The 26785-nt window shown below is 48.4% G+C and carries 22 protein-coding genes; 9 read left to right on the top strand and 13 right to left on the bottom strand.

Annotated elements, in window-relative coordinates; genetic code table 11:
- The first annotated feature begins 177 nt into the window (after positions 1-177).
- From HYN46_RS12900 to HYN46_RS12890, 3 genes are read left to right on the top strand one after another with little or no spacing between them, the layout of a single operon-like run.
- On the top strand, positions 178-1266 hold the full coding sequence (locus HYN46_RS12900; RefSeq protein ID WP_114899756.1) for an ABC transporter substrate-binding protein: 1089 nt from the start codon (positions 178-180) through the stop codon (positions 1264-1266).
- Entirely contained in the window at positions 1263-2111 is an 849-nt protein-coding gene (locus tag HYN46_RS12895) for an ABC transporter permease (RefSeq protein ID WP_114899755.1), read from the top strand. The genes HYN46_RS12900 and HYN46_RS12895 overlap by 4 nt, the downstream gene beginning before the upstream one ends.
- The gene (locus HYN46_RS12890) at positions 2108-2926 is read left to right on the top strand and encodes an ABC transporter permease (RefSeq protein ID WP_114899754.1); all 819 of its coding nucleotides are present in this window, start codon (positions 2108-2110) and stop codon (positions 2924-2926) included. Before HYN46_RS12895 ends, HYN46_RS12890 begins: the two co-directional genes overlap by 4 nt.
- A gap of 580 nt (positions 2927-3506) precedes the next feature.
- Here HYN46_RS12890 and HYN46_RS12885 read toward each other — a convergent pair.
- The 4 genes from HYN46_RS12885 to HYN46_RS12865 all read right to left on the bottom strand — a co-directional run bounded on the left by HYN46_RS12885 (position 3507) and on the right by HYN46_RS12865 (position 9085).
- Positions 3507-5087 carry a hypothetical protein gene (locus HYN46_RS12885; RefSeq protein ID WP_162818197.1) on the bottom strand — a complete coding sequence of 527 codons (1581 nt, stop codon included), beginning with the start codon at positions 5085-5087 and terminating at the stop codon, positions 3507-3509.
- A gap of 48 nt (positions 5088-5135) precedes the next feature.
- Positions 5136-5834, bottom strand: a complete 699-nt coding sequence (locus HYN46_RS12875) for a hypothetical protein (RefSeq protein ID WP_114899751.1) — start codon at positions 5832-5834, stop codon at positions 5136-5138.
- 544 nt (positions 5835-6378) lie between these two features.
- On the bottom strand, positions 6379-6600 hold the full coding sequence (locus HYN46_RS12870; RefSeq protein WP_114899750.1) for a hypothetical protein: 222 nt from the start codon (positions 6598-6600) through the stop codon (positions 6379-6381).
- 133 nt (positions 6601-6733) lie between these two features.
- A complete protein-coding gene (locus HYN46_RS12865; protein WP_114899749.1) occupies positions 6734-9085 on the bottom strand; it encodes a TonB-dependent receptor in 2352 nt (783 codons plus the stop codon).
- Between the two features lie 356 nt (positions 9086-9441).
- On the opposite strand from HYN46_RS12865, the gene HYN46_RS12860 reads away from it, so the two are divergent.
- The 5 genes from HYN46_RS12860 to HYN46_RS17425 all read left to right on the top strand — a co-directional run bounded on the left by HYN46_RS12860 (position 9442) and on the right by HYN46_RS17425 (position 16519).
- Positions 9442-10563: a sigma-54 interaction domain-containing protein gene (locus HYN46_RS12860; RefSeq protein WP_114900764.1), complete on the top strand. Its 1122-nt coding sequence runs from the start codon at positions 9442-9444 to the stop codon at positions 10561-10563.
- Between the two features lie 243 nt (positions 10564-10806).
- Positions 10807-11865 carry an ABC transporter substrate-binding protein gene (locus HYN46_RS12855; protein ID WP_114899748.1) on the top strand — a complete coding sequence of 353 codons (1059 nt, stop codon included), beginning with the start codon at positions 10807-10809 and terminating at the stop codon, positions 11863-11865.
- Positions 11866-12006: 141 nt separating this feature from the next.
- A complete protein-coding gene (locus HYN46_RS12850; protein WP_114899747.1) occupies positions 12007-13395 on the top strand; it encodes an LLM class flavin-dependent oxidoreductase in 1389 nt (462 codons plus the stop codon).
- A gap of 246 nt (positions 13396-13641) precedes the next feature.
- Positions 13642-15060, top strand: coding sequence for a lactonase family protein (locus tag HYN46_RS17430; RefSeq protein WP_210009183.1), 1419 nt, complete (start codon positions 13642-13644; stop codon positions 15058-15060).
- Positions 15061-15313: 253 nt separating this feature from the next.
- Positions 15314-16519: a beta-propeller fold lactonase family protein gene (locus HYN46_RS17425; RefSeq protein WP_210009181.1), complete on the top strand. Its 1206-nt coding sequence runs from the start codon at positions 15314-15316 to the stop codon at positions 16517-16519.
- Between the two features lie 69 nt (positions 16520-16588).
- Here the strand turns inward: HYN46_RS17425 and HYN46_RS12835 are convergent, their stop codons facing one another.
- From HYN46_RS12835 to HYN46_RS12810, 6 genes are all read right to left on the bottom strand, one after another.
- The gene (locus HYN46_RS12835) at positions 16589-17059 is read right to left on the bottom strand and encodes a GyrI-like domain-containing protein (RefSeq protein ID WP_114899746.1); all 471 of its coding nucleotides are present in this window, start codon (positions 17057-17059) and stop codon (positions 16589-16591) included.
- Positions 17060-17100: 41 nt separating this feature from the next.
- Positions 17101-18408, bottom strand: coding sequence for an RNA polymerase sigma factor (locus tag HYN46_RS12830; RefSeq protein ID WP_114899745.1), 1308 nt, complete (start codon positions 18406-18408; stop codon positions 17101-17103).
- A complete protein-coding gene (locus HYN46_RS12825; protein ID WP_114899744.1) occupies positions 18405-18833 on the bottom strand; it encodes a YciI family protein in 429 nt (142 codons plus the stop codon). Before HYN46_RS12825 ends, HYN46_RS12830 begins: the two co-directional genes overlap by 4 nt.
- A 46-nt stretch (positions 18834-18879) precedes the next feature.
- A complete protein-coding gene (locus HYN46_RS12820; RefSeq protein WP_114899743.1) occupies positions 18880-19407 on the bottom strand; it encodes an SRPBCC family protein in 528 nt (175 codons plus the stop codon).
- Complete coding sequence (locus HYN46_RS12815; protein ID WP_114899742.1) at positions 19400-20158, bottom strand: YciI family protein; 759 nt, start codon at positions 20156-20158, stop codon at positions 19400-19402. The genes HYN46_RS12820 and HYN46_RS12815 overlap by 8 nt, the downstream gene beginning before the upstream one ends.
- A 77-nt stretch (positions 20159-20235) precedes the next feature.
- Positions 20236-20712, bottom strand: a complete 477-nt coding sequence (locus HYN46_RS12810) for a VOC family protein (RefSeq protein WP_210009179.1) — start codon at positions 20710-20712, stop codon at positions 20236-20238.
- Positions 20713-21075: 363 nt separating this feature from the next.
- On the opposite strand from HYN46_RS12810, the gene HYN46_RS12805 reads away from it, so the two are divergent.
- Complete coding sequence (locus tag HYN46_RS12805; protein WP_162818196.1) at positions 21076-21816, top strand: hypothetical protein; 741 nt, start codon at positions 21076-21078, stop codon at positions 21814-21816.
- 170 nt (positions 21817-21986) lie between these two features.
- Here the strand turns inward: HYN46_RS12805 and plcR are convergent, their stop codons facing one another.
- The 3 genes from plcR to HYN46_RS12790 form a co-directional block, all read right to left on the bottom strand.
- Complete coding sequence (gene plcR / locus HYN46_RS12800; protein ID WP_114899739.1) at positions 21987-22598, bottom strand: phospholipase C accessory protein PlcR; 612 nt, start codon at positions 22596-22598, stop codon at positions 21987-21989.
- Between the two features lie 49 nt (positions 22599-22647).
- Positions 22648-24843: a phosphocholine-specific phospholipase C gene (locus HYN46_RS12795; protein ID WP_114899738.1), complete on the bottom strand. Its 2196-nt coding sequence runs from the start codon at positions 24841-24843 to the stop codon at positions 22648-22650.
- Positions 24844-25314: 471 nt separating this feature from the next.
- Positions 25315-26766: a coniferyl aldehyde dehydrogenase gene (locus tag HYN46_RS12790; protein WP_114899737.1), complete on the bottom strand. Its 1452-nt coding sequence runs from the start codon at positions 26764-26766 to the stop codon at positions 25315-25317.
- Positions 26767-26785 lie beyond the last annotated feature (19 nt).

Here is a 26785-nt window from a genome sequence, read left to right as displayed (position 1 = left end):
AGCATTTTTTTGCCCTTAAAATTATTTAATTAATTGAAATTAAATACATTGTTATTTTAATTCGGTTATTAAAAATAAGCTGGCGCGCCTCTTGCTCAATCAGGATGAGATCCATCATTTTTTGTCGATAGACATCCGTTTAACCGCTTTTCATAGCGGTGATTGAGAGGTAAGCATATGCGTTTTTTTAAAACGGTTTTAACTCTGGTATTGCCTGTGACCCTGCTCATCCAGCAGACCCATGCAGAAACTGAGCCCCAAGCGCTACGTATTGCGGTCGTGGCTAATGCCGTTTCCGGCAAAGTCAGTTTTGTGGGTTCGCCACAGATCGTAGCGAATGATGAGATTTTAAAATCCGAGCTGGCCAAGCGTCATGTAGCCCTGCAGTGGGTGCCTATTACCCCAACATCGGTCGCAACACTGGTTAATGAAGCCTTTACCAATAAGCAGATCGATTTTGCTTTTTATGGCGATTTACCCTCCGTTATCTTAAATTCATCGGGCACTTCAACCCGCTTAATTGCGCCGGGGAGCGTTGGCAACAATGTTTATCTGGTCGTACCGCCTAACTCCAATGTTCGTTCAATTACTGATCTTAAAGGGAAGCGGATAGCCCTGCACCGTGGTCGTCCTTGGGAAGTCAGCTTTGGCAAACTATTGGCAACCAATAACCTGACCTTTAACGACATCAAAGTCATCAACCTTAATCCGCAAGCAGGCGCTGCGGCTTTGGCTGCGGGCAGTGTCGATGCTTTCTTTACGATGAGTGATGCCTATACCCTCGCGGATAAAGGCGTGGGCAAAATCATCTGGTCATCACAGAATTTGTCTGACGACTGGAAAATGCGTGCTGAGCTATGGGGCGCCACGGATTTCATCCAAAAATATCCTGAGATTACCCAACTCTTGGTCGATGCGAACGTGCGCGCCGCGTACTGGATTTCACAAGATAAAAATAAAGATACCTTCATCCGTGAGCAAACCAAATTTGGGCAACCTGAGAGTGTGATCCAACGGGAGTATCAGAATAAATATGGCTCATGGCAGCAAAACTGGTCACCTCTGTTCACTCCGACACTCACACAACATTATCAGCAAGTCGCAAGTTACGCGCTGAGCGCTAAATTGATTCGCAAGCCCGTGGATTCGAATCAATTGCTTGAACCTAAATTTATCCCCGTCGCGCTGAAAAATCTCAAGCTGGATAAATATTGGACGACTGGTAATGGCGCGGGGAGTAGCAGTACAGCGAGAGCGAAACCATGACGTTGTTGACTGCACATGAGGTAAGGAACGAGGAGACCGAGTCGCAGCCACGAACTTTTCAGTGGAGCTGGCCACTGCAGCGACGATCCTTGGGGATACTGGCGGGATGGATCTCGCCAGTTTTGTTGTTATTGGCATGGTACTGGGTGACCAAAGCCCAACTTTTTCCTGAGCAAATTGTGGTGCCACCGAGTGTAGTCTGGGATGCGTTCGTTGAGCTCAAAGACAGTGGTGAGCTCCAAACGCATCTGCATGCTAGCCTTTTCCGGCTGTTTTCAGGCTTTGGTATTGGGGTGGTCAGTGGGGTTTTATTTGGGGTGGGTTTAGCACTGTCGCAGACGATACGTGCTTATTTTGGTTTGTTGTTTGAAGCGCTACGCCAAGTGCCGACGCTGGTACTTATCCCGATGTTTGTCTTGTTCTTCGGCATTGATGAAACCCTGAAGATCGTGATCATTGTCAAAGCTACTTTTTTCCCGGTCGCTATGGCGACTCAGGAAGCCGTACGTACGATCCCCAATCAATATCTGGAACTGGGAAAGGTCTATCAGTTAAAGCCCTTCACTTGGTTTAGTAAAATCATCTTCCCTGCGACATTGCCGCCTGTATTGACTGGCATTCGTATTGCTTTAAGTCGATCATGGTTAATTCTGGTTGCGGTGGAACTCATGGCTGCGGACAGTGGCATCGGTCAGATGATGGAAATGGCACGTCAGATGCTGCGTCTGGATATCGTCATGGTTGGCGTGATTTTGACTGGACTGATTGGCTTTGGACTGGATAAAGGGCTGCGCATCATCGAGCGTTTATTCAGTCGCTGGAAACCGGTGGAGACTTCAACATGAGCCAAAACAATGAACCGTCCGTATTGAAACGCTGGATCATGCGTTGGGATTTTAAAGGGTTGCTGGTTCCGGTATTGCTCTTATTGCTATGGCAGTATATGTCAGGCAGGGATGCCAGCCATGCCTATGCCTTCGTACCTCTACAGCAAGTCTGGTCATCTCTTAAGGCTTTGCTGGCCTCGGGCGAACTGTGGGTTAATCTGCTCGGTAGCCTGCATCGCACGACCGTTGGACTGCTGCTGGGTATCGTCTTGGGTTTGCTGGTTGGGGCATTGATGGCCATATCCAAGATTGCTAACACACTGATTGGTCCTCTATATCATTCGATTCGCCAAGTCCCGATCTTAGGCCTCACTCCGTTGATTGGTCTTTGGATGGGCAATGGCGAGCCAGCCAAAATGTTCATCATCACGTTGGCGGCTTTTTTCCCTGTAGTGCTAAATACCTATGAGGGCTTACGTCAGGTTGATGTTCAACATGCGGAGTTGGCACAGGTTTATCAGTTCAATCGTCGCCAGTACTTTTGGCGTATGCGCTTACCTGCGGCGATTCCGAGTATTTTAACGGGATTCTTGCATGCGGTGACCTTCGCCTGGATTACTGCGATTGGCAGTGAGTTGTTGTTTAATGCGGGAGCGGGTTTAGGCAATCTGATGATGACTGCCGAAGTCGGCGCACATATGGATATCATCCTTATCTGTGCGATTACCGTGACGATCTTGGGGGTACTGATGACTCAAGTGGTGCAGGGCTTGTCTCGAAGGTTGCTTAGATGGCGGCCGCCACTGTCTTACACCTCGCGGCATAGTAAGTGATGTGGTAGAGATCTTAAAAAGGCCATTTCTTTAAAGGAGTGGTCTTTTTTTATGGCGGGGCGATAGGAGGAATAATGGTTTTTAGTAGAAATTTATTTAGTTGGCTTAGGTTAGGTTCTAACCCATCAACAACATCTGATAAATCCGAGTTCATAGATTTAAATCCTTTCTTGGATTCTAGCCATACCGCTTTACCGCTTATCGCCGTGATCGAATACTGGGAGGGAGTTATTTTTTCACGGTTAATATATTAGGTCGCCAGTCAAGTTTGCTCACACAGCATGTCGATGAGTTACGCCAAGCCCATCGACAAATGGTTTCAAAATATCCGATCCAGATTGACGTGATGGTCTTTTTACCTGATCACATTCATGCGATTTGGACACCCAGAAGACGATGATAACTACTCTATACGCTGAAAATTATTTAAAAGCGTGTTTTCCAGAATTATCCCAGCCGAGCCTCAATCACAACGTTCTATAAGTCACATAAAGAAAGGAGAACGTGCGGTTTGGCAACGCCGATCATCAATCAAAATTAGCTTGAGTGATGTTGACAGCCAAGACGGTATCTACGCGTGTTAGTAGGGATGGGGCACACAGTCGCCGCCGCCAGCGGTAAGCTGTTCGCAACCAGCCCTCGCTTGTGCAGCCGCGTTTACAAGCTCTTGGAGTTGGGAGTATTCGGGTTCCACACCCACGCATTGGGCCCGGGTCGTGTCGATCAGGCGGGTCGTCCACCAGAGCGTGCCGCTTAAAGACTGCAGGGCGCCAGTCCAACGACTTGAGGCATCGCTCATGTCAGTGTGAACTTGAGCGAGTGCTGTTCGGCAGGAGCTCTGCTGCTCACGTTCAAGCTCGCGTTCGGCGTTCCGTTGTGCGACATGACGGCGTTCCTCATCCGCCAGCCGCTGGCGCTCCTGCATGGCTTGTAAGTATTCGGAGCTCTCGTTGCCGCTAGGCTCGGTCGAGCTAAGATCTTCGTTCGACTGGGAGTTGCCCAAGTCGAGTTGGGACCCGCTGTGAACGTTCGATGGCGGTCGCACAGTTGATTGCTGATTGAGGCTGGACGGCAGTATGGGGGGAGGCGGTGCGACCCCGAACGGGTAATGCAGGTCTGCAGATGTCGGCACGGCGCGGCGATCCGCTGGTGTTGCCCAGCGCTGCTCAATAGATGGGGCAGCGGGAGACACCCGCGGTGGCAGCGGTTTTAGTGGTTCTGGTGGCGGCATTGGACTCGCCGTCACGAAACCTCCAGCGCGCGAGCTGCTCGTGGTCTGCACGGGCGATGCGCCGATTTTCGGCGCCACCCGATCGTTGCTGGAGGTTACCGGTAGCCCCATGCTCCGCAGTGCTTGCTGACGATCAATTTCGGCGCGTTGCTTCCGCTCTTCAAGGCTTTCTAAGCTCTGCATGGTCTGAGCCGTGGAATATGGGCGCTCAGAGGTAGTAGTGACGGAGCGTGGCGGCGATGGGATGGGAGCTGTCTTGAAGCGAGCCGCTTGTTCGGCGGCCACACGTTGCCTCTCCATTTCAGCACGCGCGGCACGTTGCCGCCCATCTTGTATAGCGTGATCAGACGCTGCGTAGTCCTCTAGTCCTACCGTTTTCAGAACGTCCTTCGCCGCAGCAGATCCTTCAGGGTCTTGCAGAGCGGCTTTGTCCTGCATGACTTGACCTGTCGTCTGAATGATTCCAATAAGGATGCTCGGATTAAAACCTGCTGCCTTAGCGGCTTCTGGCGTGATCGCTTGTGTTGTTTTTGAGTATGGATTCGCTTTGGCCGGCTTTGAAAGATCAAATTGTGGTGAGGCACCCTCAATCTCCATCCGTTTTAGCTGCTTCCAAGCAGGTTCAGGGGCGTTAGAAATGGTGGTCCCGAAGAGTTCTCTTTGGAGATTCTCAGGCCACTGCATGGCAGCACGAATCCAGGCTGTTGTCTTTCCGCAGTCCTGCAGATCAGCCGATGAATTTGGCCAGTACTTTGCACAGGTATTGCTACGTGACATACAGATTCGTAATTTATTCGCCTCATCGGCGGACAATGTTTCCCTGCAAGACGGATTATCAAGCACGCTTTCTATTCCGAATGACGCCGTGACTGAGAGCCACATCAAGCCGAAACTGAAAACAGCGCCGACTGAATAAGATTTTGGAATCAACTCAATCTCCCTAGTTTTAGTCGGGTCTTGATTGCAGAAGCGAAAGTTCTACGGGGATACAGCCGTCTTTACTTGCGCAGCAAAGCTTTTGACCAATTTGGTCCGCGCAATCTTCACGGCGTACATAAAGTCACGGTTGTTGGCACCTGCAAACTTAGGAGTCGTCTCCTGCCTGTGCTTTACATTCGCAATCACGTCGGGGCCCGCTACCAGATTGGGATCAATAAAGATGATCGAACAATTCGCGGTGTGATCATTGTGAATGATGGAAGAAGGGGTGAATTTACTGTCTAGGTTAATGAAGTTGAGATCTAGATCCATGACGCCGACATAATCTGCACCGCCCTCGAAGCCCTCTGGGATGCTTTTAACGATACGAACTTCCTTAAACACGGTCTTCAGTGGAAGGAAGAGCGCGCCCATCAACCCTTGTTCCGAAAGGACGATTTCACGGTCCTCCGCAATTTCATCTGGGTTAAGACTCATGCTGCCGATTACGGTGCTGAACCGCTCCCTTAGAGTGGCGTTGTAAGTGAGAGAGTTCACCGTGTTCTTCGAGAAAACGACTGCCAGAACCTTGCTCTTCGCGTTCTCAATATGGGTTCGTGATTGATTAAGTTGGTCTTCATTAACCAAGTTTACGTAGCGATCTTCCAGAGGTGCTTTCAGTGGAAGCGTCGCACAAGAAGTCAGGCTGAAAGCTAAAACACCAGCGAACAGCGATCTGTAAAAAATGTTTGTGAGCAAAAAAGTTCCCCTTATTGTTCTGGTCGTTCTTTATTATTTATGAATACTCTAGGCGTAGCCTGGCATTTCTTCTTGAAGATGTTGCTCTTCCTTGAGAGTTTCTATAATCACTCTTGTGGCCGCGTCCCCAGATGTTACCGTTGTCCGGCACTTCCGAAGATCACTTACTCTCAAAACTCCAACTACTCTAATGTGTCACCATTGACTCAAAAAATACCAAAGTGTGACGTATAAGACACTTTTGTGAATTATAAATATTTAACTGAATATGTCACTCAGTTGTCGTTAAGTCAAGATACCTTGTAGGTTTTTACATCTGAGTAGAAGGCATAGGGTGGGTTTTAACCCATCAACAGCATCTGATAAAGTCGAATCCATAGAGTTAAGCCTATAGCAACCCATCGACAAATGATTTCAAAATATCCTATCCTGATTGACGCGATGATCTTTTTACCTGATCACATTCATACGATTTGTACAATGCCAGAAGACAATGATAACTACTCTATACGCTGGAAATCATTTAAAAGCGTGTTTTCCAGAATTATCCCAGCCGAGCATCATCGTCTTCCATAGACATTTGTTTTTTTCTTTTTCTTTCTTGATCCCACATCATGCAGGTCATGCCGAAGAATAAGCCTACAGTGAGTAAACGAAAAGCTTCAAGAGGCGGCACGATTTTGGACACTAATACATTACCTATCGTAGCAAATAGCATTATGACTGATGAGACAAGTAATATTGGAATGTAAGGGCGATCAGACATGATATAGCTCCAGTATTTACTTCTTCTATACTCCTCTATCTCGATTGATTAAACAATAGGTACTCTATTAGAGGCGATGCAATCGATAAAAAGCCCCGAGATTCTCGAGGCTTTTGTCGATACTCAAACGCGCTTAAAACTTGGTCGTAGCCGACACCCCAAAAGTACGCGGGTCACCCCACCAGACCGTAGAGCCTGTTGCACCGCTGGTGCCCGGCAAAGTGTGCTGTTTGTATTGCTTGTCGGTCACGTTGTTGACATAAGCAGTCAGCGTAAACTTGTTGTTTGCGGGAATAAACGAGATCCGTGCATTACCTAACACATAAGCATTCTGAGCGAGGTTGGGATCGGTTTGGTTATTGGCATAGAAGTAAAATTTACTTTGATAGCGCGCATCACCCGCCAGTTTAATTTTAGAGCCATTGCCGAGTGGAATGTCGTATTCAGAGGAGAGGCTGCTGGTCCACTCTGGTGAGCGGACAAACTTATTGCCTGAGTAGTCACCGCTGGCATCTTTGAAGTCTTTAAAGCGCGTGTCCAGCCAGCCCAGATTGGCTTTGAGATGCCAGTTTTGGATTGGCAATGCTTCAACTTCCAGCTCTGCCCCTTTGGCTTTTCCGCGCGCGGCATTACGAAGCTGTGACAAGGCGCCTGTTGGGGAAGGGATCACGGCATTGATCTGCATGTCTTTGTAGTCATAGGTAAAGACGTTGGCATTCAGGTTCACTCGGCCATCCAGCAGCTCTGATTTAAAGCCTAACTCATAGGAGAGTAGGTGTTCAGGACTGAGGACGTTGACACCCGCTTGTGAGGTTGGTGCGCTGTTATAACCGCCGCCACGGAAACCGGTAGCTACTTTGGCGTAGATGCGCGCAGTATCCGAGAAGTGATATTCAGGCGTTAGATCATAGGTCCAATCACTCCAACTGTTGGACGCGTCTTGGGTGGCATTAATCACCAGCGGTGAACTGACTGCGGAGCGTAACCACCAACTCGGTAGATTGCCAAATTGTGCGGGTGATGCGGCAGGGTTAGTCCAGCGTGTTAGATCAATATCTTTCTTTTCAGTCGACCAGCGTAGACCGCCAGTCAGCCAGAATTGCTCATTGAATTTATAGGTGGTGCTGCCGAAGACCGCATAGCTGTCGGTGCTTTGGTTAAAGACGACATCGTTGTAGGCGGTCGCACGATTGCTCGGTTTACTGCTGACAGGTAGGGTCGCAGCGGCGATATCGGAATCTATACCTTCGCTAAAATAGTGCGTGCCAACGACCCAACTGAGTTGATCCGATTTCGGTGAGGCGAGGCGGAATTCTTGAGTGAATTGATGACTGCTGGCATCGGTATGTGTACGAGATAACTCAAGCGGAGTGTTATCGCCATCGGTGAGTGATTCGTTGGTGTATTTCTCAAAGGCGGTGATCGAGGTGAGCTCCAAACGACCCAACTGTGACTTGAGATTCAGGCTAGCACCTTCTTGATGAATCGTATTGGTGGCATCGGTGTTGGCGTTGACATCATCCGAGCCAGTCGCTGGGATGTAAGGTGTAGGAATCCCTGTCGTCCAGTAGGCACCGTTTTTGCCACTGCCGATCACAGTGGCGGTGGTGCCATCGGTGGTGTAATCACGGAAGTGTAAGTTGAGTAATGCTTCCGTGTCATCAGTCAGGTGGGCAAGGAACTGGATACGACCTGCGGTATCAGTAAAGCCACCATCTTTTTGTCCTGAGTAACCATTGCGATCGGTGCCATCCCGACTTTCACGATAGAACGATGCTCTGGAGGCCAAGGTGTCATCAATGATACTTCCGCCATAAGCAGCTTGAATCGTCTTGTCATTGAAGCTGCCATAGTCGAGTTTGGCGTAGCCGTTATTATCAAATGAAGGACGTTTAGACAGGAAGTTAACCGCACCCCCGGTCGTATTCTTACCCCACAGCGTACCTTGCGGACCGCGCAGTACTTCAACACGGTCTTGATCAAAGAGCGGAAAGCCAGTGGCTGCAGCATTGTTTAAGTAAACATCATCTTGATAAATGGCGACAGGGCTTGGCGAATCAAGTCCTTGCGTGCCCGTTCCCACACCGCGGATCCACCAGCGTGGACGCGTGTGTCCGCCACTGGTTGCTGCAGAGGCATTGGGGATGGATTGAACGATTTCACCTGCGGTTTTTCCAACGCCACTGTCAATCAGGTCTTTGCCACTAATCACACTGACTGCGGAAGGTACTTTCTGCACCCGCTCTTTACGGCGGTTGGCAGTCACCACCACGGAATTCAGCTGATTAGGTTTTGCATCGGCAGTACTGTCATCGCTTTTTGCGGAAGCTGCCTGTGCTACTGCGGCGGATTGTGCCGTCCCTGTGGTTTGAGCGGCGGTGCTGACAGACTCAGTCTCTGCACCGTGTGCAACACCGACCAGCGAAACCCCGCCAAATAATACTTGAAAAATCAGCCTCGCAAGAGGCTTCTGTTGAAACTGCATAAAAACTCCCCTAATTCATGTACGCATATGCGTATTTCGGCTTAGGTAGGGCAGCTTTTATGCCAATTGCATATAAAATAAAATTAATTAAATATTATTAATGGTTTATATTTGGATTGGTCAATATTTTGTCGAAGATCGATAACAAAAAACAGGATGAATTGTTGAGGATGTAACAGTGCTTTGTTGAGTTTTCAGCAGATGAACGTGAGAGCCATCGAATAGAAACTACCGCGATATCTAAGCCAGCAATCCATATAAGTTGATGGGCAGTGATGGATTACTATATTTCAATAATTCGATGTTTTCCTATGTGGTCTGACCTGAATGTTGACCTTAACTTAATGGATACCCTGATGAGAGATGAAGTTTGGCACCGACCCATCGTCCTATCGCTTGAAGGCACCAATGCCCAGCCGCTGAGCATCCGTGCTAAGGCCTTGGTGTTTACCGATCCAGTGTCTTGTCGTCTGCTGACGTTGATTGAGCGCCTCGCACCCAGCGAAGCTCCCGTCATGATCATCGGCGAAACGGGTACAGGTAAAGAACTGGTCGCTCGTCACATCCATCAACTCAGTGGACGCAAAGGACCATTCCTAGCCGTTAATTGCGGCGCGATTAACGATCAACTGGCCGAGAGTGAATTGTTTGGTCATGAAGCCGGTTCCTTTACCGGCGCAACGGGTCGCCGTGAAGGCTGGTTTGAAGCTGCACAAGGCGGCACCTTATTTCTGGACGAAATTGGCGACCTACCGCTACATTTGCAAGTCAAACTGCTCCGCGTCCTGCAAGAACGAGAAGTGGTGCGTATCGGCTCTCGTAAACCGATTCCTGTGGATGTACGTTTTGTGGCTGCCACCAACGTTGATTTGGATGCCGCTGTGAATGCCGGACATTTCAGACGTGACTTGTTGTATCGCATCAACATCGCCCAAGTACACCTACCACCGCTGCGTGAACGACCGGGTGACATCCTGCCACTGGCGAATCACTTCATCAAACAATACAGCAAACGGATGAACATCGGCACCGCCCATCTCACCAGTGATGCGCGCGAAGCGTTGTTGTCATATGCATGGCCGGGCAATATCCGCGAGCTAGAGAACGTCATTCATTTTGCATTATTGGTTGCAGAGACCTCAGAGGTTCGACCTGAGCATTTGAAGGTGAAGGGGGGATGGGGAGATGCCAATCAGGTCGTGAGTCACTGGAATACGCCACTCTCGACACCAACTCAAGCACCTTTGGATTCCGCTGCTGATCCCTTTGCACAGATCGCGCACTCGCTGAAGATTGAGTTTGAAAAGGCGTCGCCAAATTTATTTGATAGCCTTGAGCGTTTGGTGGTTCAGGAGGTTTTTCAATATACCCGCCAGAACCAAGTGCATAGTGCTGCACTACTTGGGGTGACTCGTAATGTGATGCGAACCATGCTCAAACGCCATGGGCTATTGGCCGATTCGAGCAGTGTGATTTAACGCCATAGCTGTTCTTTCATGTTGACCGTCACGTTGTATCTGTTCTGCTGCTGAGCTGTTTCTTTCCCCACACCTGATTGATTTGTGATGTTGGCTATCCAACAGTTTTGACCATATATCCAAGGCTAAATTTAAATAATATTAATATTATTAGTAACTTGTAGATATGGCATAGCAGTTGCTCCATCAGGGTAAATCGCCAGCCAGAAGGCCGGTGACACTATCTAATGAAGGAGTAATATCGTGAGCCAGTCTCTACAACTAGACACCCTGTGGTATACCCGTTGCCCTGTGCCAACAGGCCTTGGGATCGCCATCCAGAAAGGATGGCTCAAAGAAGCATTCCACGTGCAGAAAACAGAAATCAAATCCCTGCGCGAATCCAATGATCAAGCGGTGCGTGAGTCGCATTTCGACCATACCTTACAAAACTCTGTTCGTCATGGTGGCAACATCCCTGCGATCTGGGCACGTTCGGTTGGTCGTGAAACCCGTGTGATCGGTCTGTCATGGGCGGATGAAGTGCAGTTAATCTTGACCTTGCCCGACTCCGGCATCAAGACTGCAAAAGACCTGAAAGGCAAAAAGTTTGGTCTGCCGAAGTGGGAAAAAGTAAAAATCGACTTTGCTCGTGCACAGGCGATCCGTGGCCTTGAAAATGCCCTGAAGCTGGAAGGCTTAGAAGTTTCTGATGTCGAGTTGATCGATTATGTCGTGGATGGCAGCTATAGCGATAGCCCCGCCATACAAGCCGCAGGAACTCAACTGTTTGGCGGCAGCCGCCGTGCGGGTGGTCGTAATGCGGAGCTTGTGGGATTGTTACGTGGTGAAGTCGATGCGATTTTCTTAAAGGGCGCGCATGCCGTTGAGCAGGCTTATCAGTTTGGTCTGCATACGGTGATCGATACCGGTTCCCACCCTGATCCACTCATTCGTGCCAATAACGGGACGCCGCGTACTCTGACGGTGGATCAAAACCTGATTGAAAACCATTTTGATTCAACCGTAGGTCTGCTCAACCAAGTGATCCGTGCCGAAGAGTGGGCATGGACCCATCCCGATGAGACGCGTCGTTTCCTCGCGCATGAAACCAACAGCAGTGAGTATTGGATTACTCAGGCTTACGGCAACGATGCGCATCTGCGTTTGAAGACCGATCTGTCCGATATCTCAATCCGCGCGCTACAAGATTTCACCGATTTCTTATGGCGCTGGAAGTTTATCCCAAATCAAGTCAACGTCTTGGAATGGATCGATATCCGTCCTTTTGAAGCGGTAGAAAAACATAAGTCTGTTGCATAACGCATTTGCTGCCTGAGACCGATCCAAGACGTTTTGATGGGTCTCAGGCTGATTTCTAAAGCCAATCATTTCACACTCATTCAACACTTTACATGTCGCAAGCTCATGTAAAAACTTCATGCAGAACAAGAGGACTCTCTTATGTCATCCAATCGCCAATTGATCTTGAATGCCTTCTTCATGCGCTTTGGTCATCATCCAGCGGCATGGCGCCACCCATCCTCGCGTGATAGCGGCCGACCTGACGTTGCCTATTGGATTAAGATGGCTCAACTTGCAGAGAAAGGGAAGTTCGATACCTTCTTTTTAGCCGACTTTATTGGACGTAGTGCCAAAAATCTGGAAAAACAAAGCCACCAGAATGGCAGCTTTCAGTTTGAACCGTTTACCTTATTGTCAGCCATTGCAGCGGTGACCAAAAACATCGGGCTGGTTGCGACCGCCAACACCAACTACACCGAGCCGTATAACATCGCCCGTCAATTCGCCTCCCTTGATCATATTAGCGGTGGGCGTGCTGGATGGAATGTGGTGTCTTCTTTTTCGGATACCACCGCACAGAACTTTGGTTTAGGGCCACGTACCCACGCAGAGCGCTATGAGCGTGCGGATGAGTTCTTAGGCATTGCCAAGGCGCTGTGGAATAGTTGGGATGATGACACCTATGATCATCCTGATCGTGAGCGCGGTGTTTTCTTTGATCCCAAGAGCGCCCACGAAGTTAAGATAGCCGGCAAATACTTCAAGACCGAAGGCTTGCTCGATATCGCACGTCCGATTCAAGGTTATCCGGTGATTGTACAAGCTGGAAACTCAGAAGTGGGTCGTGAGTTTGCGGCCAAGATCGCCGAGATGACCTATTCTTCAGCGCAGTCGTTAGCCGTGGCACAGGCTTACTATGCCGATGTCAAAGGCCGTATGGCGAAGTACGGGCGTGATCCGGATGAACTGAAAGTCACCCCAGGATTGTCCGTAGTGGTGGCCGCGAGCGAACAAGAAGCGCGTGACAAGTTTGAGGCGCTACAAAACGCCGTGGACTTTAGTCATGGGGTAGAAGTGGCGGGTGTGGACTTATCAGACTATCCACTGGATGGTCCGCTACCGGATCTGCCTGAACCTGAAACGGGTAAAGGTCGTTTCCATCAGATGGTGGAGCTGGCGAAGCGCGATAATCTGACGATTCGCCAATTGGTGCTGCGCTTTAGCGTTGCCAAAGGGCATATCCAAGTCGTGGGTTCAACCAAACAAGTTGCAGATACCATTGAAGAATGGTTTGTGGAAAAAGGGGCTGATGGCTTTAACGTGGTACCTCCGCTATTGCCATCAGGTTTTGAAGACTTTGTCGATCTGGTGGTGCCAGAACTCCAGCGTAGAGGCCTCTTCCGTACCGAGTACACGGGCAAGACCTATCGCGAGAATCTGGGTCTGAAACGTCCGGCCAATCCGCATACCGGAGTGAAAGCCGATGTTGCCCAAGAGGCGGCAGTGGAAGAGCCTGTCATTGCACAGGATCAGTATTCACACGCTTAATGCATCGTTTCATTAAGTACTTTCCATCGTTCCTCATCGCAAGTGTTGATGAGGAATTTTTTTGTGGGTTAGACCCTATGCTTCCGTCAAGATTTGTTGACTCAATGCTATTTTTGACTTTTATATCGCATTATTTAAAGCCATATTGATATCAGAATATATTTACAAAATAGGGATTCTAATAACTTGTGATTAAATTTTGATCATGCCAGTATCGCCCTATCAATTTGACTTAATGGTGTAAAAATGAAAAATAATATTTCCACACTGTCTGCCAGCCTCACCTTGATTGCGGCGGTACTTCTATCCGGTTGTGGTGGATCTGATGACCCGTCGACCCCGACGCCAACGCCAACCCCAACGCCAACGCCAACGCCAACTCCAACGCCAACGCCAACCCCAACGCCAACCCCGACGCCAACGCCAACGCCAACCCCGACGCCAACCCCAACCCCAACGCCAACGCCAACGCCAACGCCAACCCCAACGCCAACCCCAACCCCAACCCCAACCCCAACCCCAACCCCAACCCCAACCCCAACTCCAACTCCAACTCCAACTCCAACTCCAACTCCAACTCCAACCCCAACCCCAACTCCAACTCCAACTCCAACTCCAACTCCAACTCCAACTCCAACCCCAACCCCAACCCCAACCCCAACTCCAACTCCAACTCCAACTCCAACTTCCCCCACCTCCAAGTATGCTTTTGTATTTACGGGTCCTAGAATTATTGAATACAGCATAGATAGTAATGGAAATTTTTCATCTGCTGCGACAACATTGACAGGATTTAGCGGTTCAACACTTCATGCCATTACGGCCCACCCCTCTAGTCCTTATGTTTATGCAGGAAGCTATGGGGTGATTAATGCTTATCGTATTGGGACAAATGGCGTATTGGTATTGATTGGTACGTATAAAACATCAAACAGTAATCTTTTGAGTCTTAAGGTAGATGCCTCTGGTAAATATCTTTATGCAACTGCTAATGGCTATCATTTCGGCGCTGAAATTGATCGATTCAACATCGCAAGTGATGGTACCCTGATGCCAGTGCCTTCTATATCCCTTAGTTCAGCATTTCTTGATTTGAAAATAGATAAATCAGGTCGTTTTGGGTACTTATTAGAGAGTATAAATGATAGTGATCTGCTAGGATTTAGTATTGGATCAGATGGTTCTTTAACAGCGTTGCCCCCCCTCAACGTGGTTAGATTTGGTTATACCTTGGATAGTGCAATTAACCCTGTGACTAATACACTGTATGAAATGGGAACGTTTTTTAGTGGGAAGATCAAATCATATTCGATCAATGCAACAGGTGCACTTTCACCGATAGGCGCTTGGAATTCGAGTGCGTATTCCATACATGGGATGGCTATTGACCCTGCTGGAAAAAATGCGTATGCCTATAATAATATTGATGTTTTACAATTTCGTATAGCTGCTGATGGTGCGATCAAAGATGATCCTATCGTTACGATAGCCACTCCAGCGACAGCTATCGGGATTGATCCATCGAGCAAATTTCTTTATACCGCGGGTACTGATTCTGTTGCTGGTTATACGGTTCAAGCCGATGGATCGTTGAAGTCGCTGTTTAAGAATCCGGTGTCATCCTCATCAAATGATTCTCCGATAGATATAGTGCTTTGGCACTGATTTAATCGTTTAATAGTATTTCACTTTCATGATCAAACCTCAGATTATTGTCTGGGGTTTTTTATTATTCATTACGGATGATTTAGGTGCCTGTATCAGAGACAAAATTTTTTGCTTCAGGGCTATTTTTTGGAGATAGGATATCTGCGACAACTGGGGGCATAAAATCGTTTTAAAAGGTAATTTAAATATCTTGTGCTTAAATTCTGATCATGCCAGTATTGCCCTATCGATTTGACTCAATGGTGTAAAAATGAAAAATAATATGTCCACACTGTCTGCCAGCCTCACCTTGATTGCGGCGGTACTTCTGTCCGGTTGTGGTGGATCTGATGACCCGTCGACGCCGACGCCGACGCCAACCCCAACGCCAACCCCGACGCCGACGCCGACGCCAACGCCGACGCCGACGCCAACCCCGACGCCAACGCCAACCCCGACGCCAACGCCAACCCCGACGCCAACGCCAACCCCAACCCCAACATCCAAGTATGCGTATGTATTGACTGGTCCTGACATTATTGAATATGGCATTGATAGTAGCGGGGCTTTCTCATCTGCACCAGTTTCAACAACACCGACAGGATTTAGTGGTACCACGCTTCATGCTATTACGAGTCACCCCACTAGACCTTATATTTATGCCGCCGGTATTGGCATCGTGAATGCATATCGTATCGGGAGCGGGGGTGTACCAACGCTAATAGGTGCTTATCATGTCTCTGGCGATTATCAAAATATCAAGATTGATTCAACAGGCACACACGCTTACGTATCAAATAATAGCTCAAGCGGTGGCGCTGGAATTAGTCAGTTTAATATTGAAAATGATGGCACATTGACTGCAATGACAGTCCCTTTTGTTCCTGTATCCGGTTATCCCGATTTAAAAATAGATAAGACGGGTCACTATGCATATCAAATCAAGAGTGTTAATGATGGTGCGATTAATGGATTTAGTATTGCTACTGATGGTGCCTTAACTGCGCTGTCACTCCCGCAAACTTCAGGTACTTTTAATAATGATAGTGCGATTAATCTGGTGACCAATACCTTTTATGTGATAGGCGCAATTCATTCAGGTATAGTATCGGTTTATTCGATCGGCGCAACAGGTGGATTAACATCGATACCCAGCGGAGGAACATACTCAAATCCTATATATGGTATGGCGATCGACTCAACAGGCAAAAATGCCTATGCTTTTGGAAATACTAATATTTGGCAATTTAGCTTGCGGGCCGATGGATCATTGCCACTTTTACCAACGTCTACTGTCACGATTCGGGGAGCAAATGCTCTGGTGATTGACTCTTCAAACCAATATGTCTATACCACTAACTATGGTTCCGTCGAGGGTTATACCATTCAGACGGATGGGTCATTGAAGCCTTTGTTCCAAAACATTATTACTAATGCTCCGACCAATCATCCAATCGGAATAACGCTCTCAAAGTAAGAAAGTAACGAGTGATTATGACAAAAACCTAGATATATATGTCTAGGTTTTTTGTCTAGAAGCTTGGGTCTATGCTTCATCCACCAACGGCTGATTCAATACTGTACGCCATGTTTTTGGATCAGGATCGGTTTCAGGTCCTAAGACATAGCTTTCCCAGAGATCAGGGGCTTCTTTAAGCTCTTGGGTACTGATCCATGCTTTAAATTCTCCCCAAGCATCCCCGAGTCCTTCATAACCGCCATGATAGGTGGTACTGGCGATGCGAGTCTCAGGCAGCGTACTGGGTTTGACGCGTTTAGCCGCCGTGATGGGGGTATTGACTGGAATCCCGATTTCAAAATCAAAGATTTCCGTGGGCATTTTAAGGTGATGGGAAAACAAAGCACCCGCAGGAGTGATGCCTTGCTCTTTAAGGACATCAAGAATTTCATGGATGGCAGGACCCATGAATGTTATGGAGTCCTCGCGCGGAATGGTGAGGTGGATCACTGCCGTTAATTGGGCTTCAGTATGAATAATAACGGGATCGTCGATCATGATGCGGCTTCCTTGTGGAGTGAAATATCGATCTGTACATCTTAAGAGTAAAGGGTAACGGGATGCTGATCCATGCAGCTATGGGCACGGGTCAACAGCAAATCACGTTCACGGGTGTTTTGAGTCAGTGTTGCTGCGCGTTCAAACTCACGCTGTGCCTCACTGAATCGTCCTAGCTTGAATAAGAAATCGCCCCGTACGCTGGGGAGTAAATGGTATTTGGCCAGAGTCGGCTCATGGAGGAGTTCATCCACCAATGCCAACCCTTGAGCGGGGCCGAATGCCATAGAAACAGCAACTGCACGGTTGAGCTCAACGATGGGTGAAGGGGAGAGTGCTGCCAAAGCATCATACAGCACGCTGATCCGCGTCCAGTCGGTGAGCTCCGCACGATAGGCACGGGCGTGGCAACTGGCGATAGCCGCTTGCAATGCATAAGGACCATAGCCTTGCCCGAGGGTATCGACACGCTTCAATGCCGCAAGGCCACGCTGGATAAGGAGCTTATCCCAACGGCTACGATCCTGATCCATCAATAAAATCGGCACGCCAGCGGCATTCGTGCGGGCATGAAAGCGAGAGGCTTGGATTTCCATCAGCGCAACCAATCCATGGACCTCAGGTTCTTGCGGCATCAGCTCAGCTAGTATGCGTCCTAGTCGCAAGGCTTCATCACAGAGCGCTGGACGCATCCAGTCTTCGCCTTTGGTTGCGGCATAGCCTTCATTAAAAATCAAATACAACACCGCAAGGACAGAGGCTAAACGGGCGCGCAGTTCTTCTTTATGGGGGAGCTCAAAGGGGGCTTGAGCTTCTTTCAAAATACGTTTGGCACGCACAATGCGCTGTGCAATGGTCGGTTCACTGACCAAAAATGCCCGTGAAATCTCGTCGGTGCTCAGTCCACCCAGTAGCTTGAGCGTCAGCGCGACTTGCGCTTCAGAGGTCAATACAGGGTGACAGGCAATAAACACCAGACGCAGCAGATCATCATCAATATTGGCCGTCTGACGCTCGTCAATCTCTTGTTCAAGCGCGGTATCAAAGTCGTGATCGATCATGCTTTGTTGTTCGTATTCCAGCTCGCGTCCCAGTTCTTCGTGCTTGCGATCAATCAGCTTTTGACGACGTAGATGGTCGAGGGCACGGCGTTTGCCAACGGTCATCAGCCACGCGGCAGGCTCATCAGGTAAGCCTGTCTGTGGCCAATGCTCAAGGGCTGCAACCAGTGCATCCTGTGCAAACTCTTCCGCCAGACCGACATCACGAACCATGCGGGTAAGCACAGCGATCAGCTTGGCGGATTCGATCCGCCAGACTGCGTCAATCGTTCGGCGGATATCGGTCATGATGGGGTTGTCTCGGTAGATTTTTCAAAGCGTTCAGTGAACTCTTCAACGGCCTGCTGCACATCTTCAGAGAAGTCAGCTGGCTCAAAGATCTGACGAATTTCGATCGTGTCATTCGCACCAGCGGGGCAGCGCTTGACCCACTCTATGGCTTCTTCTTTGGATTTGACTTGAATAATCCAATAACCGCCCACGCTTTCTTTGGCTTCGGCAAAGGGACCATCGGTGACGACAGGCTTACCATTCCCAAAGGACACACGTGTTCCCGCAGCGGGTGGATGGAGTCCTTCCAGCGCCAGCAAGATTCCCGCCTTTTGCAGATCTTCGTTATATTTCATCATCGTCGCGATTGCATCGGCATCGGGCAAGGTGTCTGGGGTGGCACTTTCGTATCCCTTGGGGATCATGATGAGCATGAATCTCATGAGTATTACTCCTTATAAAACCGTATTAAAAATATGAGTGATGAATTTATTTTTCAGCTTGGGCTTTAAGATTCGCCAGACCGGTTGCAAAGTCTTTGCCGACCATCTTGTCCATGCTGCAAAACACTTGTATGAGCTTGGCAACATAGGGATTCGGGCCGTACATACGCCAAGTTACCGTGGTGCTGTCACCGGCAGGCTGTAGGGTAAATTCCGCCGTGTTATGGGCTTCTAAGGGTTTTAGAAAATCCAGCTTGATCACAATCTTGCTGGCAGGCACGCTGCTGGTGATCTCCATTCGTCCTGAACCGACTTTGCTATTGCCAATCCATTCATAGACAGTGCCATCCCCCTGCGCTGCACCGCTGTAGTGGCGGGTCATGGTCGGATCAAGTTTTTCCCACGGGGACCATGTGGGCCAACTGTGAAAATCATTAATCAATGCATAGACTTTTTCAGGTGGAGACTTAATGGTGATACTGCGCTCAACACTAAAACTGTCGGGACGTGTTGCCGCATAGATCAAGATGGCGACAATCACTGCAACGACGATGAGTAAGATTGTTTTAAACATGTTTGTGCTCCAAGCCGACGACAGGAAGAACCGAAATCGTGGCTGAGTTAAATACGGGGAAGGGGTAGTTTTTAGCCCATTCGATCGCTTCTTGCTTTGATTTGGTCTGGATGAGCCAGTAGCCTGCAATCAGCTCTTTGCTTTCACTAAACGGACCATCGATGACGCTTGCTTTGCCTGCGGTAAATTTTACCCGTGCACCGTCAGGACTGGGATGCAAACCGTGACCTGCGAGCAAGATGCCGGATTCGACACTTTCAATGTTGTAACGCTCCATGCCATCCAGCACTGACTGCGGTGGCACGGTTCCTTCACTGAGCAGACTCTCTTCATGGATAATGACCATAAAGTGTTCAGTATCGGCCTTGGCGTCAGCAGGGATATCACCACTGACGCTGTGCACACCGCCGGGGCAACCGACCGCACGCACTTCGACTACACTATCCACATGGCTTGCAGGCCATTGCTGAGCCCAAGCCAGTGCCGCCTCATGGTCTGGCACATCGATCTGGAGGAAGCTGCGGGTATATTCCGCTGTATCTGTCCATGGGTCGAGTACCACAGGCGCATGCGTTTGGGTCACTTCCAACCGCGCTGCAGGCATTTGCTGATGCAAGCGACTACTGCTGAGCAGGACATCGGATTGCACCACGACGGGATCATCCCGCAGCATTGTTTTGATAAGAGCCGCTTCGGCAGCCATGGCTTCTGCCGAAGGATTGTCTAACTGATGAATAATCAAAAATCGCATGGTGCGCTCCGTGTCATGAAAGGAATAGTGAGCGATAACATAGAAATCAAAGTGCTATCGCCCATACCAATCCGTTGTTAATTACAGCCTTCGCCCGGTGTCATTTGATGCATCCCTTCAATAATTTGTTCAGGGGTCAAATCTTGCTTGTGGGTGGCAATCGACCAACTGTGGCCAAAAGGATCGATCAGTACGCCATAGCGATCTCCCCAAAACATATCAGCAACAGGCATTTTTACGGTTGCACCTGCATCGACAGCCTGTGCAAAGGCGCTATCGACATCAGTGACATAAAGGTGGATGGTGACTGCGGTGCCGCCGATTGCTTTGGGTCCAAGAACTCCCCAATCTTTAAACTCATCATTAAGCATGATGGTTGAGTCGCCAATGCGCAGCATGGCGTGCATCAATTTGTTGTCCGGACCTGCAAGGCGGGTCACCTCGACGGCATTAAAGGCTTTCTTATAAAACTCGATAGCATCGGCTGCACCGTCGCATACGAGATGAGGGGTGATGGTGTGTATCCCTTCGGGAATGGGTTTTACGCTAGACATAATCCTTACTCCTTATCGACTTAAATTAAAAATTGTTGATCTGAGCTTAAGCGTTTTGCAGCACTAAGGGTGCAGAGAGCGACGCATAAACCGATACTTTTTTAAACTCTCACCACTATGACGAACGAGATTTGTTGTTTTCGACAAAGAATGAGAAAAATAATTAAAAAAATTTTTATTTGAAAAGTATAGATTAGAAAATGATCATGGGGTAGGCGGGATATGATCCATTTGGTCTGGATTGTTCGTTGAACGTATCGTTTTGTATCGCAAAGGTGAGTGAGAAGAAAATGGATAAATCGCTATGTTTTTGGAGTGTTATGCTAGCTGTGCATTACGCATCTCATCACTCATGGACAGATAATGAAATCAGGAAGAATAAGTAGTCTAATCCTTTTAACGTCAATATTGGCAGCTTGTGGTGGGGGTAGTAACGATACGATTATTGCCCCAACGACTTATAAATTTGTTATCCCCGCCGTGGGCTTACAGCGTGTTTGGACGCGGACCACTATTGATAATGCATCGAACACGATTAATGAGTCGTATACCGATACGGTGACTGCTGCGACTGCTACAAGTTTTACGCGAAGTATCGTTGATCCTTTTACAAAAGTTGCTATTGCTTTTAATGGGGTGTCGTATGGCATCACCCCCCATCTTGAAACGCTAAATAGCTCTGGACAAGAACTCTCCGAACAATCTCTTGACGGCACAACAACTGTGGGCGGTTCAGGTATCTGTACATTTACACCAAATGGCGGCGGTGTGACTTTTCCGACCACAGTTGGAGCGACGTGGAATATGACGTACTCAAAAAAATGCGGCACCAATGGCATTCCACAGTCCTTCACCAATAGCGGCGCCGTGGTTGGTGTGGAAAGTGTCACTGTACCTGCAGGCACCTTTAGCGCGCTTAAAATCCTCAGTACCACCACCTATACCACGAGTACAGGGACAAACGTGATCGATAACACCTCGACTTGGAGGGATGTGAATACTGGGCTGGTGGTCAAGACGTTTGATGCGTACTCGTATAGTGGAACCTTACCAGCTTCAGGTTATGTGACTCAAGAGACGACGGTATTGCAAAGTCAGAAATAAGACAGTCGATTTAAGGAGAAGGCTTATCTTTGGGTTTATGACAAAAGGTAAGCTGTTTCTAGTCTATTCATTTGAATCAAAGCTAAAAAGTCTTCGTAATTGCAAAGGCTTTTTTTATGTATGGCTTAAGTATTTATCAGTCCATGACAATAACCCTAAAAATATCGCTGTTACCTTCTCAACACCCTCGGCTCTTCCTCCCCAAAAATCTGCAACCGCAACGCACGAAGCTTGGTGTCAATCACCCGGTGCTGCTGTTCACGATCGCTTTCAGTCTTCATCACATCTTCAATAATCTGATCCGATGCCGCTGCATAGTCTTTGAGTTGCTGCTGCTCTGCTGGGGTGGGCGGGAGTTCGCGTTGAACATTGGCTTGTCTTAACGACTGCCAGATTTCAAAGTTCATTGCCTCCCGTCGTGTTGGGTCAGGTTCTACATAAGGCGTGAATTGTTCAATTTGCTGAAAGACCGTGCGCGGATCAGCACCATCGGAGACAGAGGCTTTTAGCTCATCGATAATCGTTTGTGCAGTTTGTTTGCGTTCAGCATCTGAAAGGGTCGATACGTTTTTTAGAAAATGCTCCATGTCTGCTGAGACAGAGGATGCAGGATTTTGAACTTTCATTGCAGGTTCTCTAGTATCTATCGGCGTGCGAATTCCAGCACCTGAGGAAGCGCTGGCACTGGGGATAGGATTGGCAGAAGGCGAGAGGGTATACAGCGCAAATGCCAATCCACAGCAGAGCGCTCCGATAAAAATCCATACCCACATCGACTTCATACTCTATCCTTGATGTTCTTAAACACGGGTTTGAACGCAGGTCTGTAGTTTAGACCTGATTGATGTTCAAGAGTGGATCGCTTTTACTCAAAACCCCAGTCTCCACATGCCCTGCTAGACGACGCAAGAAGCTGGTCGAGGTATTGGTTGACGTGACACTGAGGTCATACCAGCCTTGGCTGCTTTGTAGATTCCATAGGTCCTGAATGGTGCTACCGACGCCGATATCATAGCTATGTGCCGCCTCACTACTATACGCCGCGTTGGTCTGTACGGTGACCCGACATGGCAGTGTCCCGTTATTCTTGATACTTAAGTAGATGTTGCCATCGACTTTATATACAAGAGAGATCGCAGGTTCAGCGCTTTGGATACCGGCATTAATATTGCCAACGAATTCCCGGTAGAAGCCATTTGGACCACGAACCTGAAAGCTGTAGTTGCCGCTGGCATCTACCAGTGCAGAAAGGTCATCGCTGATGGTTTTACCTAAGGTACTGCCATCGCTTTGGGTGACCAGATAGCTGGTCACGGTATAGAAGCGTGGGGTGCTGCCATTGGTGGCATGAACTTGGAAGACCGCCGCAGATTTGCCTTCAGGATTACCGGGCAGCGCTTTACCATTGTTGGTGAGGAATAGAACCAGCTTTTTGGTCGCTTTGGTGATGGCGACTTCGGCATAGAGCTCGTAAGGCACAGCTAAGGCATCGCGTTGCCCAGACTCTTGTCCTGGTAAGCCCGTTGGCGGATAAGACCAGTAATCGGGCTTCTTGTAGTAATACTGCTTGTTGTAGGCGTCCAGCATTTGACTGTTGGTTTGCGCCACATTGGTTAGCGCAGGTTCTACCGTAGGATTGCTTTGTCCAGAAAAATCAAAGAGCGAGGTTAAATCACCGCAAACCGCACGGCGCCATGGTGAAATATTGCTTTCAACCACCCCAAAGCGTTTTTCCAAGAAGCGCAGCACGGAGGTATGATCAAAGACTTCAGCACTGACTTTACCGCCTTTTGACCATGGTGAGATTGCCAGTAGAGGAACGCGATATCCTAGTCCGATGGGGAGTTGGCCGGATTGTTCGATTTCACCGACAGTGCTGACGGTCGAGAGTCCTGTTCCTGCTTTCCATGGGGGGACTGCTGCGGAGACGTGATCATAGAATCCATCGCCTTCATCATAATTGATGATAAAGACAGTTTTTGCCCACACTTCTGGATTACTGGTCAGCGCCTCAAGGATCTTAGAGACGTAGTATTCACCAAAGGAAGGACCCCACCATGGATGTTCGGAGTAGCAGTAAGGAGGGATCAGCCATGACACTTGCGGGAGTTGGTTATTTAAGACATCCGTGCGCAGCTTATCCACGCCACGTGCGACCATAGCGCGCTGCCAGAGGTCAGAGCTAGTCCCTGCATTCTTAAAGTTCTTAAACCATGCGAGTGCATTACAGTCATAGTTATTTTTTTCTTGAATCGTGTATTTGCTAAAAGGATTGATATAAAGCGACCATAGCGACGAGGATTGATAGCCTCCTTCCTGATAAATCTTCCAGTTAATCCCTGCAGCACTCAAGCGCTCTGGATAGGTCATCCAATCTACAGTGCCGCTTACGCCAATGGTGCCATCGCCCATGCTATTGGTCGTGTAAACGCCTGTGCCATCACCTGTAGGGGCGGAACGACCAGTCATATGATAGAGGCGGTTGGTATTGGTCGGACCCAACATCGATTGGTGATACGCTTCGCACAGAGTAAAGGCATCAGCCATGGCGTAGTAGTAAGGAATATCACTGCGCTTGAAGTAACCCATTGCCGTTGGATATTGGATCGTCATCCATTGATCATTACGGCCTTCGTTCCATACGCCATGATAAGGTGACCAGTCATGGTAATTGGATGCTTCCCATTGGGCATAGGTGACTTTGGTATCCCAGTGGTAAGGCGAGTAATTGTTATTATTGTAGTATTGATACCAGACAGGCTTACCGTCTTGACGCTTGAGTACCCGCGGATCATTAAAACCACGTACGCCATTCAAATTGCCAAAGTAGTGATCAAAAGAGCGATTCTCTTGCATCAAGATCACGACATGCTCGACGTCTTGAATCGTGCCCGTACGAACATTCGGCGCAATCGCCAGAGCTCGTTGGATAGTTTCAGGGAGTAATCCTGCTGCCCCAGCTAGAGTTGCTAATTGAGCACTATGCTTTAAGAACAAGCGGCGATTGATATCTTGCGGGTTTGTCACGTTATTTCTTCCCTAAAATAGACATTGAATGTATAGACGAAGTCGTCCGAACCCTTTATTTCATGGCCCAATATGCTACCGAGCAAATATGACAATCGTGCTTGCTCTGCATCATGAGAAATGCTTTTTTATGGGTAGTAAATGTGCTGAGGAAAACCTCAGATATTGCAGGCTATGAGGTGGCTATCCATTTCCTGCCTCATCGACTAGCGTCCAATCATGCCGAATGTCTGGAGGAGGAATTTGACTGAAGATGACCATTTTTTTGGCATTTAACGCCATTTAGATGAAGGGTGAAGGCTTAATCAATGAAATGGAGGGTAAACAGGCTTTGGCGTTGTTAAGAGAGACGCTCGGATAGGAGAGGTGCTTTAGGGCTTTTCTGACTGAAACTTAATATGGTTTCATAAAAATAAGGTAGCCACCGCATATACATTGATGGCTACCGAATTGAAACTTTAAACAGAGATCTTAGTGAAAGAATACTTTGCCAAGTATCTGATGTGCGCGCTTACCAAAGGGCGGCATGATCATTTTTAGACTGTAAAATTTTGGATTTTGCAGGACAGCACGGGTATGACTCATGGTGAGAAAACCCTCTTGTGCATGATATTTGCCCATGCCTGCATTTCCCACGCCACCAAATGGCAAATCACTGTGTACAGGGTGAGTCAGTACGGCATTAATCCCAAACTGACCAGAGTGGGTGTGGTCCGCAATATACTGAGCACGTTTTGCATCGTAGTCAAAATAATACAGGGCCAGTGGATGTGGGCGATCATTGATATAGTTCAACGCTTCTTCAATCGTGTCGTATTCAATGATCGGCAGGATCGGGCCAAAAATTTCATTTTGGCAAACATCCATTTCGGCGGTCACATTGGTAAGTAGGGTCGGCGCAATTTTGCGGGTGCCACTCAAGTCTTCATTGGCAGGGTTGATCTCAAAGAACGTTGCACCTTGCTTACGTGCATCGCTTAGATAGCCTTGCAGGCGATGATATTGCTTATCATTAATGATCGACGTGTAATCAGGGTTTTCAAGCAGAGTTGGATAGTGCTTGCTGATCAATGTTCGCATCTCGGTAACAAACTCATGGGTTTTACCCCGCGGCAGCAAGATGTAGTCGGGCGCTACACAGGTTTGCCCTGCATTCCATGCTTTACCAAATGCCACACGCTCAGCCACGTCTTTCATGGGTACAGAGTCATGCACCAGTACTGGTGATTTACCGCCGAGTTCTAAGACCACAGGGGTCAAATTTTCTGCCGCAGCAGCCATTACGGTTTTGCCAATCGCACTCGATCCTGTAAAGACCAAGAGATCGACAGGCAGACGACAGAAGGTATCCGAAATGATGCCGCCGCCATTCACGACTGCCAAAAGCTCTAGAGGAAAAACCTCAGCAAAAATCTTTTCCAGAAGCGCACCTAATCGTGCCGAGGAACTCGACATTTTGAGCATGGCATGATTCCCTGCTGCCAGTGCACAGATGAGTGGGCTAATGGTGAGGAATAAAGGGTAGTTCCACGGTGACATGATACCGACCACGCCGAGAGGCTGATAAGACACCCAACCTTTTGCAGGCTGGTGAATGAGTCCAATATGACGCTTAGACGGTTGCATCCATCGGGCCACCCGTTTACTGGCATAGTCGATATATTCTAAGCAAGTCATCAATTCTGAAATCTTGGTTTCATCAATGGACCGATTACCGAAATCATCGCTGATGGCTTGAGCAATCGCATCTTGATGCGTCACTAAAACACGGCGTAGGCGTGACAAACGCTCAATGCGTTCAGCCGCTGATGGCATGGGATTAGCGCGATAGGCTGCTTTTTGAGCACTGAGTAAGTCATGGATACGCTGTACTTCTGAAGGTACAGCACTGTCTATATGCGTAAGATTGGCTGATGTATTCATATGGATCAATCTCTATTGT

The organism is Aquirhabdus parva, assembly GCF_003351745.1.
Lineage (GTDB): Bacteria > Pseudomonadota > Gammaproteobacteria > Pseudomonadales > Moraxellaceae > Aquirhabdus > Aquirhabdus parva.
This window is presented reverse-complemented; position numbering and strand designations above follow the sequence as displayed.

Excerpts from the sequence above, each read along its gene's own strand:
- HYN46_RS12900 (WP_114899756.1), top strand. The coding sequence starts at position 178 with ATGCGTTTTTTTAAAACGGTTTTAACTCTGGTATTGCCTGTGACCCTG.
- HYN46_RS12895 (WP_114899755.1), top strand. The coding sequence starts at position 1,263 with ATGACGTTGTTGACTGCACATGAGGTAAGGAACGAGGAGACCGAGTCG.
- HYN46_RS12890 (WP_114899754.1), top strand. The coding sequence starts at position 2,108 with ATGAGCCAAAACAATGAACCGTCCGTATTGAAACGCTGGATCATGCGT.
- HYN46_RS12870 (WP_114899750.1), bottom strand. The coding sequence starts at position 6,600 with ATGTCTGATCGCCCTTACATTCCAATATTACTTGTCTCATCAGTCATA.
- HYN46_RS12865 (WP_114899749.1), bottom strand. The coding sequence starts at position 9,085 with ATGCAGTTTCAACAGAAGCCTCTTGCGAGGCTGATTTTTCAAGTATTA.
- HYN46_RS12860 (WP_114900764.1), top strand. The coding sequence starts at position 9,442 with ATGAGAGATGAAGTTTGGCACCGACCCATCGTCCTATCGCTTGAAGGC.
- HYN46_RS12850 (WP_114899747.1), top strand. The coding sequence starts at position 12,007 with ATGTCATCCAATCGCCAATTGATCTTGAATGCCTTCTTCATGCGCTTT.
- HYN46_RS17430 (WP_210009183.1), top strand. The coding sequence starts at position 13,642 with ATGAAAAATAATATTTCCACACTGTCTGCCAGCCTCACCTTGATTGCG.
- HYN46_RS17425 (WP_210009181.1), top strand. The coding sequence starts at position 15,314 with ATGAAAAATAATATGTCCACACTGTCTGCCAGCCTCACCTTGATTGCG.
- HYN46_RS12835 (WP_114899746.1), bottom strand. The coding sequence starts at position 17,059 with ATGATCGACGATCCCGTTATTATTCATACTGAAGCCCAATTAACGGCA.
- HYN46_RS12830 (WP_114899745.1), bottom strand. The coding sequence starts at position 18,408 with ATGACCGATATCCGCCGAACGATTGACGCAGTCTGGCGGATCGAATCC.
- HYN46_RS12825 (WP_114899744.1), bottom strand. The coding sequence starts at position 18,833 with ATGAGATTCATGCTCATCATGATCCCCAAGGGATACGAAAGTGCCACC.
- HYN46_RS12820 (WP_114899743.1), bottom strand. The coding sequence starts at position 19,407 with ATGTTTAAAACAATCTTACTCATCGTCGTTGCAGTGATTGTCGCCATC.
- HYN46_RS12815 (WP_114899742.1), bottom strand. The coding sequence starts at position 20,158 with ATGCGATTTTTGATTATTCATCAGTTAGACAATCCTTCGGCAGAAGCC.
- HYN46_RS12810 (WP_210009179.1), bottom strand. The coding sequence starts at position 20,712 with ATGTCTAGCGTAAAACCCATTCCCGAAGGGATACACACCATCACCCCT.
- HYN46_RS12805 (WP_162818196.1), top strand. The coding sequence starts at position 21,076 with ATGAAATCAGGAAGAATAAGTAGTCTAATCCTTTTAACGTCAATATTG.
- plcR (WP_114899739.1), bottom strand. The coding sequence starts at position 22,598 with ATGAAGTCGATGTGGGTATGGATTTTTATCGGAGCGCTCTGCTGTGGA.
- HYN46_RS12790 (WP_114899737.1), bottom strand. The coding sequence starts at position 26,766 with ATGAATACATCAGCCAATCTTACGCATATAGACAGTGCTGTACCTTCA.